We start from the raw sequence: 19,547 nt of genomic DNA, 5'->3' as shown, positions 1-19,547 counted from the left end.
TATTAACAAATGGTGTTAATACACACGCTTATTGATTTAGTCGGACGGTGCTGAAAGACTCAGTTCCCGATTGAAAATGAAATAAGCGGAGGAAATCAAACCATTAGGAGGAAAAATCAATGTCAGTCATTTCAATGAAACAATTGCTTGAAGCTGGTGTACACTTCGGACACCAAACACGCCGTTGGAACCCTAAGATGAAGAAATATATCTTCACTGAGCGTAACGGCATCTATATCATCGACCTTCAAAAAACTGTTAAGAAGGTAGAAGAAGCTTATAATTTCGTTAAGGAACTTGCTGGAAACGGCGGTACAATCCTATTCGTTGGTACGAAAAAACAAGCTCAAGACTCTGTTAAAGAAGAAGCAATCCGTTCAGGTATGTACTTCGTTAACCAACGCTGGTTAGGTGGTACATTAACAAACTTCGAAACAATCCAAAAACGTATTACTCGTTTAAAAGATATCGAAAGAATGTCTGAAGATGGAACTTTTGAAGTGCTTCCAAAGAAAGAAGTAGTTCAATTGAAAAAAGAGCAAGAGCGTTTAGAGAAATTCTTAGGCGGAATCAAGGATATGAAGACTCTTCCAGACGCTTTATTTATCATTGACCCACGCAAAGAGCGCATTGCTGTTGCAGAAGCACATAAATTAAATATTCCTATCGTAGGTATCGTTGATACGAACTGTGATCCGGATGAAATTGATGTTGTTATCCCTGCAAACGATGATGCTATCCGTGCTGTTAAATTATTAACTGCTAAGATGGCTGATGCAATCCTTGAAGCTAAACAAGGTGAAGAGGTTACAACTGCTTAATATAAGCTATTCCTGTTTGCTAAATCAAACATAATTCGTTTATGAGGGATTTTGCCAAGGAACAAAGCTAACAATAATAAAGGTGATAAGGGAGCACCCTTTATCACCTTTTTTTAAAGAGTTATTGTTTGTAAGAAAAAATATAGGTAAAAATATTAATACATAAAGATTTAAGGAGGATTTTCATAATGGCTATTACTGCACAAATGGTTAAGGAACTTCGTGAAAAAACAGGCGCAGGTATGATGGATTGTAAAAAGGCGCTTCAAGAAACTGATGGTGATATGGAAAAAGCAATTGATTTCCTTCGTGAAAAAGGAATTGCGAAAGCAGCTAAAAAAGGTGACCGTATTGCAGCAGAAGGTCTTACTACTATCAAGGTAGAAGGAAATGACGCTGTTATTCTTGAAGTCAACTCTGAAACAGATTTCGTTGCAAAAAATGAAGGTTTCCAAGCTCTTGTTAAAGAATTAGCTGATCATCTATTAGCAAAAAAGCCTGCTTCCATTGAAGAAGCTCTTGGACAAACTATGGATAATGGTGCAACAGTTGAAACTCATATCAATTCTGCTATCGCAAAAATTGGTGAGAAGCTTACACTTCGCCGTTTTGCTATTAAAACAAAAACAGACAGCGATGCATTTGGTGCATACTTGCATATGGGTGGACGCATTGGTGTACTAACTGTTGTTGAAGGTTCAACAGATGAAGATGCTGCTAAAGATGTATCTATGCACATTGCAGCATTAAACCCTAAATATGTGTCACGTGACGAAGTTTCTGCTGAAGAAGTAGAGCGTGAGCGCCAAGTATTAACACAACAAGCATTAAATGAAGGTAAACCTGAAAATATCGTTGCAAAAATGGTAGAAGGCCGTATAAGCAAATATTTCGAAGATGTTTGTGTAAACGACCAAGCATTTGTTAAAAATCCTGACCAAAAGGTTGGAAAGTTTGTAGAGTCTAAAGGCGGAAAAATCCGTGAGTTCGTTCGCTACGAAGTTGGAGAAGGCATCGAAAAGCGTGAAGACAATTTCGCAGAGGAAGTAATGAGCCAAGTTAAAAAATAATAAACTTACTATAATACATCAAGATATGCTTAAATAGGGAACACACTGTGTTCCCTATTTTTCAAAGTGCGTTTACGCCTTTCGATTTTTTACATATGGAGGTCTTTATGAGTAACCCAAAATACAAACGCGTCGTTTTAAAATTAAGTGGAGAAGCTTTAGCAGGAGAGCAAGGCTTTGGGATTAACCCTTCCGTCATTAAGTCTGTTGCAGCACAAGTAAGAGATTTGGCTCAATTAGGAGTTGAGGTTGCTGTTGTTGTTGGCGGTGGAAATATATGGCGTGGGAAGATTGGGGAAGAAATGGGCATGGACAGAGCAAATGCAGACTACATGGGCATGCTTGCTACTGTTATGAACTCTTTAGCACTTCAGGATAGCCTTGAGCAGCTGGGCGTGGAGACGAGAGTACAAACCTCAATTGAGATGAGACAAGTCGCAGAACCATATATTCGCAGAAAAGCAATCCGTCATCTTGAGAAAAAACGAGTTGTTATTTTTGCTGCTGGAACAGGCAATCCTTATTTCTCAACTGATACAACTGCCGCTTTACGTGCAGCAGAAATTGAAGCGGAAGTTATCTTAATGGCGAAAAATAATGTTGACGGTGTATACTCTGCAGACCCGCGTATTGACAAGAATGCCAAAAAATATGAAGAATTATCCTATTTGGACGTATTAAAAGAAGGATTGGCTGTAATGGATTCTACGGCATCTTCTTTATGTATGGACAATGATATTCCATTAATTGTTTTCTCCATTATGGAACAAGGGAATATCAATCGCGCCGTTATGGGCGAAACAATCGGAACAATTGTAAGGGGGAAAAAATAATGCCAAAACAAGTAATGGCGAATGCAAAGGAAAAAATGACAAAAGCAATTCAAGCATATACTCGTGAATTAGCAGCAATCCGTGCTGGGAGAGCCAATGCTTCCTTACTTGATAGGATTACTGTTGACTACTACGGAGCGCCAACGCCTATTAATCAATTAGCTGGTGTTTCTGTTCCAGAAGCGCGTCTTCTAGTCATTCAGCCTTACGATAAATCAATTCTTAGTGATATTGAAAAAGCTATCCTGAAATCAGATATCGGTTTAAACCCATCAAATGATGGTAATATTATTCGACTATCTATTCCGCAGCTTACAGAGGAGCGCCGGAAAGAGTTGGTTAAACAGGTGAAAAAGGAATCAGAAGAAGCAAAAATTGCTATTCGTAATATTCGTCGTGATGGAAATGATGAATTAAAGAAGCTGGAGAAAAATGGGGAAATCACAGAAGATGATTTACGTGGCTACTCTGACGATATCCAAAAGCTGACAGATGAGCAGATTAACAAGATCGATTCCATTACGAAGGATAAAGAAAAAGAAGTACTTGAAGTATAATGACATAAACTACCCTCTATCATTAGGGGGTTTTTTCAATCTTTTAGGTACAATTTACCGTAATAAAAAAAATAAATACATATAAAGCATATTCTTAATTTAGTTATCTATACATACCCTTTTATAGAGATAACTTTCATTATTTTTGGTATGATAAAACAATAAAGAAAATGAACTCTATCTTGTCCTTACCAGATGTACTAATCGGCAAGTTTTCTTTTCGGAGGTAAGAAAACCTATCTAAAGGAGCATTTTTATGTTAAATAAAATGAAACAATGGAGAAATCAGAATAGCTCAACAGGACTCCGAGAGAGAATCTTGAAAATTCAAGAGCATCAGATTCCTTCACATGTAGCGATTATAATGGACGGCAATGGCAGATGGGCAAAGAAAAGAGCGCTTCCACGTGTAGCGGGACATCATGAAGGAATGAAAGTAGTTCGAAAAACGACTAAATTAGCCAATGAGCTTGGAATAAAAACATTAACACTGTATGCTTTCTCTACTGAAAATTGGAAGAGACCTAAAATGGAAGTGGACTTTTTAATGAAGCTCCCAGAAGAATTTCTAGGATCATTTCTTCCTGAGCTAGTAGAAGAGAATGTACGAGTGCAAATGATGGGCTATAAAGAAATGCTGCCTACACATACAAGAAATGCGATTGAGAAGGCAATGGAAGATACAAAGGATAATACCGGACTCATTTTGAATTTTGCTCTTAATTATGGCAGCAGGGCGGAGATTATTGAGGGAATCAAACTTGTCTTAAAAGATTGTAATAGTGGTATAATAAATGAAAGTGAATTAAATGAGGAAACTTTTTCAAACTATTTAATGACGAAAGACTTGAATGACCCTGATTTATTAATCCGAACAAGCGGGGAAATCCGCTTAAGCAATTTTATGCTTTGGCAGTTAGCATACACCGAGTTTTGGTTTACGGATGTCTTATGGCCGGATTTTGGTGAAGAGCATTTTCTTGAAGCAATTGAAGTATTCCAAAACCGTCAGAGGCGGTTTGGCGGAGTTTAATAAAGGTGTGACGACATAGATGAAGCAACGAATCATTTCAGCGATCATATTTGGTGCAATTTTTTTGCCGTTAACGATTTTTGGCGGATTTCCATTCATTATTCTAGCCTATCTTTTGGCATCGATTGCACTATATGAAGTATTAAAAATGCGCAATATCAAGCTCTTTTCTATACCAGGGCTGCTATCTTTATTATTATTATGGGTAATGCTTTTACCTAAACAGTTTCAGAATGCATTTGAACCATTGAGCTATTCGAAAATTGAATTTGTCCTCCTCGCGGTTTTACTCTTTTTAACGTATACAGTAACAACAAAAAATCGATTTAATTTTGATGATGTTGCTTATTCCATTCTTGCTGTACTATATGTTGGGATTGGTTTCTATTTCTTTATTGAAACACGTGAATCTGGACTAGTTTATATTTTCTATTCCTTATTTATCATATGGGCAACTGATTCTGGCGCCTATTTTATTGGCCGTGCAATTGGGAAAAATAAGCTATGGCCTGAAATTAGCCCCAATAAAACAATTGAAGGCTCAATTGGCGGCGTCGTTTGTGCACTAATAGTGGCAGCACTCTTTATTCTTTTCTCAGATATTAATGCCTCATTTCTGCAGCTATCCATTATTACGATCGTCTTGTCTATTTTTGGACAAATTGGTGATTTAGTTGAATCCGCCCTGAAGCGCCATTATGATGTTAAGGATTCAGGTAATATAATGCCGGGGCACGGCGGAATCTTAGATCGTTTTGATAGCTTATTATTTGTTTGGCCATTATTGCATTTTATTTATTTAATGTAGTTAGTTCTTTATGCAACAGGAGTTGAATTTGTTGAAGAATATTAGTTTAATGGGTGCTACTGGTTCAATCGGCACTCAAACGTTAGATATAATTAAGGAGCATCCAGATGAGTTTCGTCTAGTTGCTTTAGCGGTTGGCAGAAACCTTGACTTAACTAGGAAAATCATTCGTGAATTTCATCCAGAGCTAGTATCTGTGTCAGATAGATCATCAGCACAAATACTAGAAGCGGAATTTCCATCTATCACATTTACATATGGCAATGACGGATTATCAGAGGTAGCCGTTTATCATAAAGCAGAGATCCTAGTTAATGCAGTCATTGGCAGTATTGGTTTAACGCCAACTTTGCAAGCTATAAGAGAAAAAAAGACGATTGCCATTGCGAATAAGGAAACATTAGTAACTGCGGGACACCTTGTTATGGAAGAAGTGAAAAAGAATCATGTAACATTATTGCCAGTAGATAGTGAGCATTCTGCTATTTTCCAGGCTCTACAAGGTGAAAAGCAGAAGAATATAGATAAGCTGATTTTGACTGCCTCTGGTGGATCTTTTAGGGACCGAACGCGACAAGAACTAGAAAATGTGACAGTTCGAGAAGCCCTCAACCATCCGAATTGGTCCATGGGTGCAAAAATTACCATTGATTCTGCAACGATGATGAATAAAGGGCTAGAGGTCATTGAAGCACATTGGCTTTTTTCAATCAACTATGATGATATTGATGTTTTATTGCATAAAGAAAGCATCATTCACTCTATGATTGAATTTCATGACAGCAGTATAATTGCACAATTAGGAACACCAGATATGAGAGTTCCCATTCAGTATGCATTGACTTATCCAGACAGGCTGCCGCTGCCATCAGCAAAGCGGCTGAACTTAGCGGAAATAGGAAAGCTCCATTTTCAGAAAATGGACATGGATCGCTTCCGCTGCTTAAACTATGCATATGAAGCTGGTAAGGCGGGCGGAACAATGCCTGCTGTCTTAAACGCAGCAAACGAAGTGGCAGTTGCAGCCTTTTTAGAAGGAAAGGCAACCTTTCTGCAAATAGAAGATTTAATTGAAAAGGCTTTGGGTATTCACAAAAACATCTTAAATCCAAGTCTGACTGATATTCAGGAAGCCGATTTGGAAACGAGAAAATATGTAGACTCACTTTTAAGCTAATGCTTATTAACTCAAAGAGATAGTTCAATATTATCTTTTTAAAAAAGGTGGTTATATTTTGAGTACAGTTATAGCCTTTATTATTATTTTTGGGGCACTAGTATTTTTTCATGAATTAGGGCATTTTGTATTTGCGAAAAGAGCAGGGATTCTTTGCCGTGAATTCGCTATTGGCTTTGGACCAAAAGTTTTCTCTCATAAAAAAGGAGAAACAACGTATACGATCAGGCTATTGCCAATCGGGGGCTTTGTCCGCATGGCTGGAGAAGATCCCGAGATGATCGAGATAAAACCAGGATTCAGAATTGGTTTATTATTTAATGAATCAGAGCAGGTTAATAAAATTATTCTGAATCAAAAGGAAAAGTACCCAAATGCTAGGGTTATTGAGGTAGAGCATGCTGATATAGAGCATTCTCTAGTCATTAAAGGCTATGTTGAAGGGGAAGAGGAAGATAAGCTGCAATCCTTTACTGTAAGCCCAAGTGCTGTATTAGTAGAGGATGGGGGAGAAACTCTAATCGCTCCTTACGATAGACAGTTTGCATCAAAGACGCTTGGCCAAAGAACAATGGCTATTTTTGCCGGACCGATGATGAACTTTATTCTTGCCTTTGTCGTATTCGTACTGATCGGTTTGCTGCAGGGAATTCCTACAAACGAACCTGAACTTGGGAAATTAACTCCTGATGGTGCAGCCGGTTCTGCTGGATTAAAAGAAGGGGATATCATTCATAGTATTAACGGAGCAGAAATTTCAAGCTGGTCAGATGTCGTAGAGATTATCCGCAAAAATCCGAACAATGAGCTCCAAATCTCGCTTGAGCGAAACGGACAAGAAATCAACTTGCCTGTTACTCCGAAGGTTCAAGAAGTAGAGGGCGAGAAGATAGGTATTATTGGTGTATATAGCCCAATGGAAAATTCACCTATTAAAGCCATTACGAATGGGGCATTAGAAACATATAATTGGACAATAGAGATTTTTAAAATGCTCGGTAAATTAATTACAGGACAATTTTCCATTGATGCATTATCAGGACCTGTTGGTATATATGTTTCAACAGACACAGTGGCTAAATCAGGTATTTATTATTTGATGAAATGGGCCGGTATTTTAAGCATCAACTTAGGAATCATGAATTTACTCCCAATCCCTGCATTAGATGGCGGAAGATTGATGTTTTTCGCGGTTGAAGCAGTAAGAGGGAAACCAATTGACCGACATAAAGAAGGAATGGTTCATTTTATCGGGTTTGCATTATTAATGCTATTAATGCTAGTTGTAACCTGGAATGACATTCAAAGATTTTTTTTATAATATATCCATTCAAGGGTCATATTCTTTTGAGGTGAAAAAGCCGCTTTTTCACACTTTAGAATTTGACCCTTTTCTTCATACTTATGAAGGTAAATAAAGATCGTTTAAATGGACAGTCACAACATAGAAGGTTCATGTTATAATAGACATCGTCTGTATATGTGAAATTGAAAATTAATAGATGGGAGAGAGATCAATGGAAGCCCTAGGCAATAAAGAGAGATTCCAACTCTTGCTCCAGCAGCTGCAATTAACCGATGATTCAATTGTGCAGCATTTTCAGCATGCTCAAATAAAAAAAGTGGTCATTGGGAAGAAAGAGAAAAAGTGGCATTTTTATTTTGAATTTGAGCAAATTTTACCATTTACTATTTTTAGCCTCTTTTCAACGAAGTTGGCAAAAGTATTTTCTCATATTGCAAATACATCATTTGCTATTGAAGTTAAGAATAATCATTTTGATGAACAATTGGTGCAAGCGTACTGGAAATATTGTATAGAAGAAATGGAAGGCATGGCTCCTCCATTAATTAAATTATTAAATGAACAGATTCCTTCTGTGCATGGCAATAAATTAATCATAAATGTAAGAAACGATACGGAAGGGTTATCTATTAAAAGAAAATATTCAGAGATGTTATCTGGTGTTTATGAATCACTTGGTTTTCCGAAAATAACAATTGAAACTGAAATTTCCTCCGAAGATGCAAATGAGGAATATAAGAAATTTCTTGAGGCTAAACAAAGAGAAGACCAAGAACGAGGCATTCAAGCTATGATTGAAATGCAGAAGAAAGAAGCTGAAGCTAGTGCTAATGATGCTTCCACTGTTCAGGGACCGTTAACAATTGGCTTAACGATTAAAGATGATGCCGATTTCAGAAAGCTAATTGATATAGTCGATGAAGAACGGCGTGTGGCAATTGAGGGGTATGTGTTTTCTGCGGAAACAAAGGAACTTCGCAGCGGCAGAACACTATTAACCTTCAAAATTACGGATTACACAAGCTCCATCATAGTCAAAATGTTTTCTCGGGACAAGGAAGATGCTGCATTGTATCAGCATGTTCAAAAGGGTATGTGGCTGAAGGTGAGAGGCAGTATTCAAACGGATACCTTTGTTCGAGATCTTGTCATGATTGGAAATGACATTAACGAAATCAAACCCATTCAAAGACAAGATACAGCTCCTGAAAATCAAAAACGTGTAGAGCTGCATCTTCACACGCCGATGAGTCAAATGGATGCTGTCACATCCGTAAGCGCCCTTATTAACCAGGCAAAGAAGTGGGGGCATAAGGCAATAGCTGTAACGGACCACGCAGTCGTACAGTCTTTTCCCGAGGCTTTTGGTGCAGGTAAGAAAAATGATATAAAAATATTATATGGTGTAGAAGTTAACTTAGTCGATGATGGGGTTCCTATTGCCTATAACAGTGCAAAAAGAAAGCTGACTGAAGATACGTATGTAGTATTTGACGTTGAAACAACTGGATTATCCGCTGTCTATGATACGATTATTGAGCTTGCAGCAGTTAAGATTCACAATGGGGAAATTATCGACCGCTTTGAGTCATTCGCGAATCCGCACCACCCGCTTTCTGCAACAACTATCAATTTAACAGGTATCACAGATGATCTTGTTGAAAATGCACCTGAAGTCGGTGAAGTGCTCCAGAGATTTTTCGACTGGACATGTGATGCGATTTTAGTTGCTCATAATGCTTCTTTTGACATGGGGTTCTTAAATGTAGGTTATAAAAAAATTGGACTAGGCAAAGCCGCAAATCCAGTCATTGACACATTAGAACTAGCTCGTTTCTTATACCCAGAAATGAAAAACCATCGCTTAAATACGCTTGCGAAGAAATTTGATGTTGAATTAACACAGCATCATAGAGCGATATATGATGCGGAAGCAACTGGATATCTATTATTGAAGATGCTAAAGGATACGGCAGAAAAAGAAATTGAATATCATGATCAGTTTAATGATCATATGGGTGAGGGGAATGCCTACCAGCGTGCGAGACCTTATCATTGTACATTGCTAGCTCAGACTGAAGCTGGTTTAAAGAATCTATTTAAGCTTGTTTCTATCTCTCATATGAACTATTTCTATCGTGTTCCGCGGATTCCAAGATCACTGCTTCAGAAATATCGGGAAGGGCTTCTTGTAGGCTCTGGATGTAATAAAGGTGAAGTTTTTGAAGGAATGATGCAGAAGTCACCTGAAGAAGTTGAAGATATGGCGGCATTCTACGATTATATTGAAGTTCATCCGAAAGCCGTTTATGCCCATTTAATTGAATTAGAGCTAATAAGGAATGAAAAGGCTCTGGAAGAGATCATCGGTAATATTGTTCAATTAGGTGATAAGCTAGGTCTTCCTGTCGTTGCAACAGGAAATGTCCATTATTTAAACCCAAATGACAAAATATATCGTAAGATCCTGATCAGCTCTCAAGGGGGAGCAAATCCATTAAATCGTCATAAGCTTCCAGACGTGCATTTTAGAACAACGAATGAAATGCTTGATGCCTTTTCTTTTCTGGGGCACGAGAAGGCAAAGGAAATTGTCGTAGATAATACGAATAAAATTGCCGATATGATTGATGTTATTAAACCAATCAAAGATGATCTTTATACGCCTAAAATCGAAGGCGCAGATGATGAAATGCGGAATATGAGCTATGCAATGGCAAGAAGAATCTATGGAGATAATCTTCCTGAAATTGTTGAAGCTCGCCTTGAAAAGGAATTAAAAAGTATAATTGGGCACGGCTTCGCTGTTATTTATTTGATTTCGCATAAATTAGTGAAAAAATCACTAGATGATGGTTATTTAGTAGGTTCACGTGGATCTGTCGGTTCATCCTTTGTTGCAACGATGACAGAGATAACAGAGGTAAATCCGCTGCCTCCGCATTATGTCTGTCCAGATTGCAAGCAATCTGAATTCTTCAATGATGGTTCAGTAGGCTCTGGCTATGACTTGCCGGATAAGGACTGTCCAAACTGTGGTGCTGCCTATATAAAGGATGGACAGGATATCCCGTTTGAAACTTTCCTTGGTTTCAAAGGGGACAAGGTTCCGGATATTGATTTGAACTTTTCAGGTGAGTATCAGCCGCGTGCCCATAACTACACGAAGGTATTGTTCGGGGAAGAATATGTATACCGGGCAGGTACGATTGGAACAGTTGCAGATAAGACAGCATTCGGATATGTAAAAGCGTATCAGCAGGATCATAACCTCCAATTAAGAGGAGCAGAGGTTGAGCGACTTGCCTCTGGATGCACCGGTGTAAAAAGAACAACGGGTCAGCATCCGGGAGGAATAATTGTTGTTCCTGATTATATGGATATTTATGATTTTTCACCGATCCAATTTCCGGCTGATGATAAAAATTCCGAATGGAAGACAACCCATTTTGATTTCCATTCGATCCATGATAATTTACTTAAACTTGATATTCTTGGACACGATGATCCAACGGTCATTCGTATGCTTCAGGATTTAAGCGGAATTGACCCGAAAACAATCCCGACAGACGACCCTGAAGTCATGAAAATATTTAGCGGTACAGAATCCTTAGGTGTTACAGAAGAACAAATCATGTGTAAAACAGGCACGCTTGGTATTCCGGAGTTTGGAACACGATTTGTTCGTCAAATGCTTGAAGATACGAAACCGACTACCTTTTCCGAGCTCGTTCAAATATCTGGACTTTCTCATGGAACCGATGTTTGGCTAGGGAACGCCCAGGAACTCATTCATAATAAAGTTTGTACATTGAGTGAGGTTATTGGCTGCCGTGACGATATTATGGTGTATCTAATTTATCAAGGCCTCGAACCGGCATTTGCCTTTAAAATTATGGAGTCTGTTCGTAAAGGTAAAGGGTTAACAGATGAAATGGAAGAGGAAATGAGGAAGAATCAAGTACCAGAATGGTATATAGACTCTTGTAAAAAGATAAAATATATGTTCCCTAAAGCCCATGCTTCTGCTTATGTTTTAATGGCTGTAAGGATTGCATATTTTAAAGTTCATCATCCTCTCTTGTATTACGCAGCATACTTTACGGTTCGCGCTGAAGATTTTGATGTCGATGCCATGGTTAAAGGATCACAATCCATTCGTGCTTTGATTGAAGAAATAAATGCTAAAGGCCTTGAAGCATCCACTAAGGAAAAGAACCTGCTAACAGTAATGGAGCTGGCTCTTGAAATGCTGGAACGCGGCTTTAGTTTCCAAAGGGTTGATTTATACCGCTCAAGTGCAAATGAATTTATTATTGATGGGAATACATTAATACCTCCATTCAATTCGATTCCTGGATTGGGGACAAATGCGGCCCTTAATATTGTAAAAGCTAGGGAAGTTGGGGAGTTTCTTTCTAAAGAAGACCTTCAGCAGCGCGGAAAATTATCCAAAACGATCATAGAGTATTTGGACAACCACGGCTGCCTGGAATCACTTCCAGAACAAAATCAGCTTTCACTGTTTTAATGGCAGTATGTAAATTTTTTATCATAAAAAGGAGCCAATCCCTTGACATGGTAGCCATTCCATTTGCATTAAAAAATTGGTTATGGTATAGTTTTTATGGAAATACTATTAATAACTCTCGTTAAAGAAGAGTGGGGCAACCCACTCTTTCGTGTTGTATACGTTATTTTAGTTAACACATTTATCCATTTGAATCGAATTTCACTTGAAGAAATGAACCGTGAAGAGGAGGGATATTATGAGCAAAGTGACTGATACGGTCGGACAATTAGTCACACCCATTTTAGATGAGCTTAATTTAGAATTAGTTGACATTGAATACGTGAAGGAAGGAAGAGATTGGTTCCTCCGCGTATTTATTGATAAGGAAAATGGTGTCGATATTGAGGAATGCGGGCTAGTCAGTGAAAAATTAAGTGAAAAGCTTGATGAGATTGATCCTATTCCTTATAACTATTTCTTAGAGGTTTCATCACCTGGAGCTGAGCGCCCTCTTAAAAATGAAAACGACTTTCAAAAAGCAGTTGGCAAAAATGTTTTTATTAAAACATATGAGCCAATTGATGGTGATAAAACATTCGAAGGAATTTTGACTCATTTTGATGGTCAAACAGTTACAGTCGAAATCAAAATTAAAACAAGAAAGAAAAGCATTGATATTCCATATGAAAAAGTAGCTAATGCACGCTTAGCTGTCGTCTTTTCATAGGGGCTTGCGCTTTTCTAAATAGAGGGGGAAGAAGTCTCATGAGCAGCGAATTGTTGGATGCTCTCACATTACTTGAAAAAGAAAAAGGCATTTCACGTGATGTCATTATTGATGCAATTGAAGCGGCGCTAGTCTCTGCATACCGCAGAAACTTCAATCAAGCACAAAATGTTCGGATTGATTTAAATCTTGGAAACGGAACGATGAGAGTATTTGCTCGAAAAGAAGTGGTTGAAGAGGTTTTTGACCCAAGGCTAGAAATTTCCGTTGAAGATGCCAGCAGAATTAATCCTAATTACCAGGTTGAAGATATTGTGGAATTAGAAGTAACTCCAAAGGACTTCGGCCGAATTGCAGCACAAACGGCAAAACAGGTTGTTACGCAGCGTGTTCGTGAAGCAGAACGAGGAATCATTTACTCTGAATTTATTGACCGTGAAGAAGATATAATGACAGGTATTGTTCAGCGTCAAGATTCTAAATTTATTTATGTCAGTCTTGGAAAGATTGAAGCGATTCTTCCAACAAATGAGCAAATGCCGAACGAGCAATATAAACCGCATGACAGAATAAAAGTTTTCATTACAAAGGTTGAAAAGACTACAAAAGGACCACAAATTTTTGTTTCCAGAACTCATCCAGGTCTTTTGAAAAGATTGTTTGAAATAGAAGTTCCAGAAATTTACGATGGAACAGTGGAAATTAAATCTGTAGCAAGGGAAGCAGGAGACCGTTCGAAAATCTCCGTTCATTCTGATAACGAGGAAGTCGATCCAGTTGGTTCTTGTGTAGGACCAAAAGGCACACGCGTTCAAGCGGTCGTAAACGAGTTAAAAGGTGAAAAGATTGACATTGTCAAGTGGTCAGCAGATCCGATTGTTTTCGTTGCTAATGCTTTAAGCCCGTCTAAAGTGCTTGACGTCATCGTAAATGAAAATGATAAAGCTACAACTGTGATTGTACCAGACTATCAGCTGTCACTGGCAATTGGGAAACGCGGGCAAAACGCGAGACTTGCTGCAAAGCTAACAGGATGGAAAATTGACATTAAATCTGAGTCTGAAGCGCGAGAAACAGGCATGTACCCAAGAGAGGAAACACTTTTGACTTATGATAGCACTGAGCTTGAAGACGATGAAAATTATGATTTTCAGGAAGATATGGATTAATAGGGGTGAATGAATGTGAACAATCGTAAAAAGGTTCCTCTGCGTAAGTGTATCGCAACCGGTGAAATGAGACCGAAGAAAGAACTCGTTCGCATCGTTCGCTCTAAAGAAGGGGAAGTATCAGTGGATCCGACTGGCAAGAAGTCCGGTCGCGGCGCCTACCTTTCTAAAGATGAAGAGGCAGTGAAACTTGCCAAAAAGAAAAACATTTTAGCAAGCCATTTAGATGTTTCAATAGATGATTCTATATATGAAGAGCTTTTGGAGCTCATAGAGAAGGAGAAACGACTATCCAAATGAATTCAAATCAATGGATGTCATTGCTTGGCTTAGCGAATCGGGCACGGAAAATTACTTCGGGTGAAGAGCTTACTATCAAAGAAATAAGAAACGGTAAAGCGAAGCTCATATTGCTATCTGCGGACGCTTCTGTCAACACGACAAAAAAAGTAACTGATAAATGTAAATCCTATCATATTCCTTATAGGCTTGTCGAAAATCGAGAAATTCTTGGTCAGGCTATTGGAAAAGATGCTCGGGTTGTTGTGGCAGTGCTTGATGATGGATTTGCTAAAAAACTGAAGTCGTTGCTCGATTAATTCCAGCGGGGGTGAAAGTATGAGTAAAATGCGCGTTTACGAATATGCAAAAAAGCAAAATGTATCTAGTAAAGACGTAATTACAAAATTAAAAGACATGAATATCGAGGTCTCAAACCATATGACAACAATTGAAGCTTCTGCCGTACAAAAATTGGACGGTATATACGGTAAGAAGGAAGATAAACAGCCAGAAAAGCAAAATCAGCAAAAGACAAATTCAGTTCAAACTAAACCAAAAGCTCCGGCTGCGGGTCGAGATGAGCAGTCAGAAGTAAACAAAGGTAAAAATAAACCAATGCAAAAACAAACAGAAGGCAAAAAGCCAAACCACGAGAATAATCAAAAAGACAATAAGTCTTTTAACAAAAATAAGAATAAAAATAATAATAACAACAATCAAAATAGAAATAAAAACAATAATAAAGGCAAGAGCAACAATCAAGTTCAAGTCCCTCCTGCTCCTAAAAAAGTAAAGGAACTTCCAGCAAAAATTACTTTTAGTGATTCATTAACTGTTGCTGAGCTCGCCAAAAAGCTTCATCGTGAACCTTCAGAAATCATTAAAAAATTATTCATGCTTGGTGTTATGGCTACAATTAATCAAGCGCTGGATAAAGATGCCATTGAATTAATTGCTACTGATTACGGAGTCGAAGTCGAAGAAGAAGTTCATATCGATGTGACTGATTTAGAGGTTTATTTTACAGATGAAGAAGATGCGGAGCTTATTGAGCGTCCGGCTGTTGTTACAATCATGGGGCACGTTGACCACGGTAAAACAACGACTTTGGATTCGATCAGAAATACAAAAGTAACAGCTGGAGAAGCTGGTGGAATTACTCAGCATATCGGAGCTTATCAAGTTGAGGAAAATGGCAAAAAGATTACGTTTTTAGATACTCCAGGACATGCTGCCTTTACAACGATGCGTGCCCGTGGAGCGAAAATTACGGATATTACTATTCTTGTCGTTGCCGCTGATGATGGGGTTATGCCTCAAACGATTGAAGCGATCAACCATGCCAAAGCAGCAGAAGTACCAATTATTGTAGCAGTTAATAAAATGGATAAGGAATCCGCCAATCCAGACCGCGTTATGCAAGAGTTAACTGAATTTGGCTTAGTACCAGAGGCTTGGGGTGGGGATACTATCTTTGTTCCTATTTCTGCTCTTAAAGGAGAAGGAATTGACAACCTTCTGGAGATGATTCTTCTTGTAAGCGAAGTAGAAGAATTTAAGGCTAATTCTAAACGAAGTGCTGTAGGAACTGTAATCGAGGCTCAATTAGATAAAGGCCGCGGATCCGTTGCAACGCTGCTCGTTCAAAACGGTACATTAAAAGTAGGAGATCCGATTGTTGTTGGAAATACCTTCGGCCGTGTACGTGCAATGGTCAATGATCTTGGACGCCGTGTTAAACTAGCAGGACCATCAACACCAGTAGAAATCACAGGTCTTAATGATGTACCTCAAGCAGGGGATCGCTTTGCTGTACTTCCTGATGAGAAGACAGCTCGCCAAATTGGAGAGGCTCGTGCTCAACATGCCCTACAAGCACAGCGAAGTGAAAAGACAAAAATTAGCTTGGATAATTTGTTTGAACATATGAAGCAAGGCGAAATAAAGGAATTAAATGTTGTTGTTAAAGCAGATGTTCAAGGTACGGCAGAAGCACTTACCACAGCCTTGCAAAAGATTGATGTTGAAGGTGTAAATGTTCGTATTCTTCACACTGGTGCAGGAGCTATTAATGAATCAGATATTACACTTGCTGCAGCATTTAATGCATTTGTTGTCGGATTTAATGTACGCCCTGATAATAACGCTAAGCGTGCCGCAGAGGCTGAAGGTGTAGATATTCGCCTGCATCGAGTGATTTACAAAGTAATTGAAGAAATTGAATTGGCTATGAAAGGGATGCTTGATCCAGAATTTGAAGAAAAAATTATTGGTCAGGCAGAAGTTCGCCAAACATTTAAAGTTTCAAAGGTTGGAACAATTGCAGGATCCTATGTAACCGATGGAAAAATTACCCGTGATAGCGGTGTACGTTTAATCCGTGATGGCATTGTTATTTTTGAAGGGGAAGTGGATGCACTTAAGCGTTTCAAAGACGATGCTAAAGAGGTAAGCCAAGGATATGAATGCGGGATTACGATCAGAAACTTCAACGATGTTAAGGAAGGCGATGTCATTGAAGCCTTCGTTATGCAGGAAATTGAGCGGAAATGATCATTGGGCTCGCAGCTTGTGAATGTATCATTTATGACTCACATTCATTAAAGGAAAAACGAGCTGTATTGCAAAGAATTCTTACCCGTTTGAAACAAAAATATAATGTATCTGTCTCTGAGGTAGATTATCAAGATGTATGGCAACGGACAAAAATAGCCATTGTTGCCGTATCATCCTCTCGAGTTTCAACGGAGCAAGAATTACAAAATGCCCTTAAATTGATTGATTCGTTCCCTGAAATTGAACGAACAATTACTGATGTTGATTGGATCTGATTAGAGGTGAATAAATTATGAGCCTTCGAGCAAATAAAGTTGGAGAACAAATGAAGAAGGAGCTTGGCGAAATTATCGGCCGTAAAATTAAAGATCCGCGTGTCGGCTTTGTTACGGTAACCGATGTCCAAGTAACCGGAGATCTTCAGCAAGCAACCGTATTTATTTCTGTTCTTGGTGATGAGGAACAAAGAGAAAATACGCTTAAAGGCCTTGCAAAAGCAAAAGGATTTATCCGTTCGGAAATTGGGCAGCGTATTCGCTTGCGTAAAACGCCAGAAATTTTCTTTGAATTTGATGAATCCATTGATTATGGCAATCGAATTGAAACATTGCTTCATCAAATACATGATGAGGATCGTTCCAAAGAGAAAGAAGAATAATGATAGAAATGGATGTGGATAGACATTTGTCTATCCATTTTTTTCGAATTTAGAAAGGAGGATCATGTGTGGAAGGAATATTGCCGCTATTTAAACCTAAAGGAATCACCTCACATGATTGTGTGTTTAAGCTGCGTAAAATTTTAAAAATGAAAAGAATCGGCCATACCGGAACTTTAGACCCTGATGTGACGGGAGTACTTCCTATTTGTTTAGGGAGAGCGACAAAGGTGGCAGAATATATTACAGATGCCGGAAAAGCATATGAAGGGGAAGTAACGATCGGGTATTCCACCACAACTGAGGATGCGTCAGGAGAAACCGTTGAAGTTAGGAAAGTAACAAATTCATTTACAAGAAAAGAAATTTTATCTGTTTTGGAAAGCTTGACTGGTGAAATAACGCAAACCCCGCCGATGTATTCTGCTGTGAAGGTAAATGGAAAACGGCTTTATGAATATGCAAGACAAGGAATATCAGTTGAAAGGCCAACTAGAAGGGTTAGAATCTACTCAATCGAACTTCTGGATGACCGCGATCTATTCAGCGGGGAGCTTATTCAATTCCGTTTCAGGGTTTCCTGCAGCAAGGGAACGTATATACGGACGTTAGCAGTTATGATTGGAGAAAAACTAGGGTTTCCTGCTCATATGTCTGAGCTTATTAGAATTCAATCAGCCTCATTCTCCTTACAAGACTGCCTAACATTAGAAGAAGTAGAAACCTTCGTTCAAGAAGGCACCCTTACAGAAAAAATAAAACCGCTTGAATCTGCGCTTTCTCATTTGCCCAAATATACGATAAATGATACAGTAGCAAAGAAAGTAAAAAATGGAGCAGTTTTGCCCATACCAAGTCAATTATCTGAAGTAGAAGGTCCAATTGCTGTTGAAACTGAAAGCGGCATGGCTTTAGCCATTTACGAACATCATCAGCAAAAGCAAGGGTTAATGAAGCCAGTAAAAGTCATTCGAAATGAATTGTTGTGACAAAATCAAGGCTTTGAATTTGAAAAAAGGTGAACCACATGGAAATAATTTTAATTAATCATTCGCAATATGTTAAGAGAGAACTTCCGCCTTTGTCCATAGCATTAGGCTATTTTGACGGTGTTCATCTTGGACATCAGAAGGTTATTAAGGAAGCAAAGAGTATCGCGGAGGAAAATGGCTTCAAAAGTGCTGTTATGACTTTCGATCCTCATCCCTCTGTTGTATTAGGGAAAAGTGTTAAACATGTAGAATATATTACTCCACTCCGTGAAAAAGTCGATCTGATTGAAAAACTTGGGATTGATTACTTATTTATTGTCAACTTTTCAATGGAATTTGCGAGTTTATTGCCTCAAGAATTTGTAGATCAATATTTAATAGGGCTAAATGTAAAACATGTGATTGCGGGCTTTGATTATACATATGGCAGAATGGGAAAAGGAACGATGGAAACATTGCCATTTCATTCAAGAGAAAAGTTTGCTTTTACAGTCGTTCCTAAATTAGTATCTAATAATGAGAAAATTAGTTCAACCTTAATTCGTTCCATGATTCGTGACGGCAGGATGGAAGAGTTTACACCTATACTAGGCAGATATTATTCTACTAATGGCAACGTTATTCATGGAGATAAAAGAGGGAGAACGATTGGATTCCCTACAGCGAATATTGAGCTTACAGACGATTATATTTTTCCGCCTACCGGCGTTTATTGCGTCCGAATTAACGTTCATGGAGAGTGGAATGAAGGAGTATGCAATGTCGGCTATAAGCCAACTTTTAATAAAGAAATGTCGAAAAAGCCATCAATAGAAGTTCATATTTTTGATTTTAATCAAGATATTTACGGTCAAGAAGTCAAAGTTGAATGGCACTTGCACTTACGAAAAGAACAAAAGTTCAATGGCATAGAAGAACTTGTTGCCCAAATCGAAAAGGACAAAAGGTCCGCACTTGCTTTCTTTGAAAAAAACAATGTTTAGCCTTGCATTTTGTCATAAAAAGTTGTATTCTTATTAACGTATCAAAAGAACCTTTGCTTGGC

General features: G+C 38.4%; 18 protein-coding genes. All 18 read left to right on the top strand.

Annotation, left to right across the window (positions count from 1 at the left end; genetic code table 11):
* Positions 1-119 precede the first annotated feature (119 nt).
* Positions 120-821 (top strand): 30S ribosomal protein S2, encoded by a 702-nt coding sequence (gene rpsB, locus AR328_RS02245; RefSeq protein WP_066288957.1) that lies wholly within the window; start codon positions 120-122, stop codon positions 819-821.
* A 188-nt stretch (positions 822-1,009) separates the two neighbouring features.
* Positions 1,010-1,891, top strand: coding sequence for a translation elongation factor Ts (tsf, locus tag AR328_RS02240; RefSeq protein WP_066288954.1), 882 nt, complete (start codon positions 1,010-1,012; stop codon positions 1,889-1,891).
* Positions 1,892-1,998: 107 nt separating this feature from the next.
* Positions 1,999-2,724, top strand: coding sequence for a UMP kinase (pyrH, locus tag AR328_RS02235; protein ID WP_066288951.1), 726 nt, complete (start codon positions 1,999-2,001; stop codon positions 2,722-2,724).
* Positions 2,724-3,281, top strand: coding sequence for a ribosome recycling factor (gene frr, locus AR328_RS02230; protein WP_066288949.1), 558 nt, complete (start codon positions 2,724-2,726; stop codon positions 3,279-3,281). The genes pyrH and frr overlap by 1 nt, the downstream gene beginning before the upstream one ends.
* A gap of 256 nt (positions 3,282-3,537) precedes the next feature.
* On the top strand, positions 3,538-4,314 hold the full coding sequence (locus AR328_RS02225; RefSeq protein WP_066288944.1) for an isoprenyl transferase: 777 nt from the start codon (positions 3,538-3,540) through the stop codon (positions 4,312-4,314).
* A 19-nt stretch (positions 4,315-4,333) separates the two neighbouring features.
* Entirely contained in the window at positions 4,334-5,122 is a 789-nt protein-coding gene (locus AR328_RS02220) for a phosphatidate cytidylyltransferase (protein ID WP_066288941.1), read from the top strand.
* A gap of 31 nt (positions 5,123-5,153) precedes the next feature.
* Entirely contained in the window at positions 5,154-6,299 is a 1,146-nt protein-coding gene (locus AR328_RS02215) for a 1-deoxy-D-xylulose-5-phosphate reductoisomerase (protein WP_066288939.1), read from the top strand.
* A 58-nt stretch (positions 6,300-6,357) separates the two neighbouring features.
* Positions 6,358-7,620, top strand: coding sequence for an RIP metalloprotease RseP (rseP, locus tag AR328_RS02210; RefSeq protein WP_066288937.1), 1,263 nt, complete (start codon positions 6,358-6,360; stop codon positions 7,618-7,620).
* A gap of 196 nt (positions 7,621-7,816) precedes the next feature.
* The gene (locus AR328_RS02205) at positions 7,817-12,136 is read left to right on the top strand and encodes a PolC-type DNA polymerase III (protein WP_066288934.1); all 4,320 of its coding nucleotides are present in this window, start codon (positions 7,817-7,819) and stop codon (positions 12,134-12,136) included.
* Between the two features lie 235 nt (positions 12,137-12,371).
* Positions 12,372-12,845: a ribosome maturation factor RimP gene (rimP, locus tag AR328_RS02200; RefSeq protein ID WP_197414406.1), complete on the top strand. Its 474-nt coding sequence runs from the start codon at positions 12,372-12,374 to the stop codon at positions 12,843-12,845.
* Positions 12,846-12,883: 38 nt separating this feature from the next.
* On the top strand, positions 12,884-14,014 hold the full coding sequence (gene nusA / locus AR328_RS02195) for a transcription termination factor NusA (RefSeq protein ID WP_066288930.1): 1,131 nt from the start codon (positions 12,884-12,886) through the stop codon (positions 14,012-14,014).
* A gap of 15 nt (positions 14,015-14,029) precedes the next feature.
* Entirely contained in the window at positions 14,030-14,314 is a 285-nt protein-coding gene (gene rnpM, locus AR328_RS02190) for an RNase P modulator RnpM (RefSeq protein WP_066288928.1), read from the top strand.
* Positions 14,311-14,613 carry a YlxQ family RNA-binding protein gene (locus AR328_RS02185; protein ID WP_066288920.1) on the top strand — a complete coding sequence of 101 codons (303 nt, stop codon included), beginning with the start codon at positions 14,311-14,313 and terminating at the stop codon, positions 14,611-14,613. The genes rnpM and AR328_RS02185 overlap by 4 nt, the downstream gene beginning before the upstream one ends.
* A gap of 19 nt (positions 14,614-14,632) precedes the next feature.
* Positions 14,633-16,849, top strand: a complete 2,217-nt coding sequence (gene infB, locus AR328_RS02180; protein WP_066288918.1) for a translation initiation factor IF-2 — start codon at positions 14,633-14,635, stop codon at positions 16,847-16,849.
* Positions 16,846-17,127, top strand: coding sequence for a DUF503 domain-containing protein (locus AR328_RS02175; protein WP_066288915.1), 282 nt, complete (start codon positions 16,846-16,848; stop codon positions 17,125-17,127). Before infB ends, AR328_RS02175 begins: the two co-directional genes overlap by 4 nt.
* A gap of 17 nt (positions 17,128-17,144) precedes the next feature.
* The gene (gene rbfA, locus AR328_RS02170; RefSeq protein ID WP_066288912.1) at positions 17,145-17,510 is read left to right on the top strand and encodes a 30S ribosome-binding factor RbfA; all 366 of its coding nucleotides are present in this window, start codon (positions 17,145-17,147) and stop codon (positions 17,508-17,510) included.
* Positions 17,511-17,578: 68 nt separating this feature from the next.
* Entirely contained in the window at positions 17,579-18,499 is a 921-nt protein-coding gene (truB, locus tag AR328_RS02165) for a tRNA pseudouridine(55) synthase TruB (RefSeq protein ID WP_066288906.1), read from the top strand.
* Between the two features lie 38 nt (positions 18,500-18,537).
* Positions 18,538-19,485: a bifunctional riboflavin kinase/FAD synthetase gene (gene ribF / locus AR328_RS02160; RefSeq protein WP_066288902.1), complete on the top strand. Its 948-nt coding sequence runs from the start codon at positions 18,538-18,540 to the stop codon at positions 19,483-19,485.
* Positions 19,486-19,547 lie beyond the last annotated feature (62 nt).

The organism is Bacillus sp. FJAT-29937, from assembly GCF_001509555.1.
In the GTDB taxonomy this organism is placed as follows: Bacteria; Bacillota; Bacilli; order Bacillales; family Cytobacillaceae; genus Cytobacillus.
This window is presented reverse-complemented; position numbering and strand designations above follow the sequence as displayed.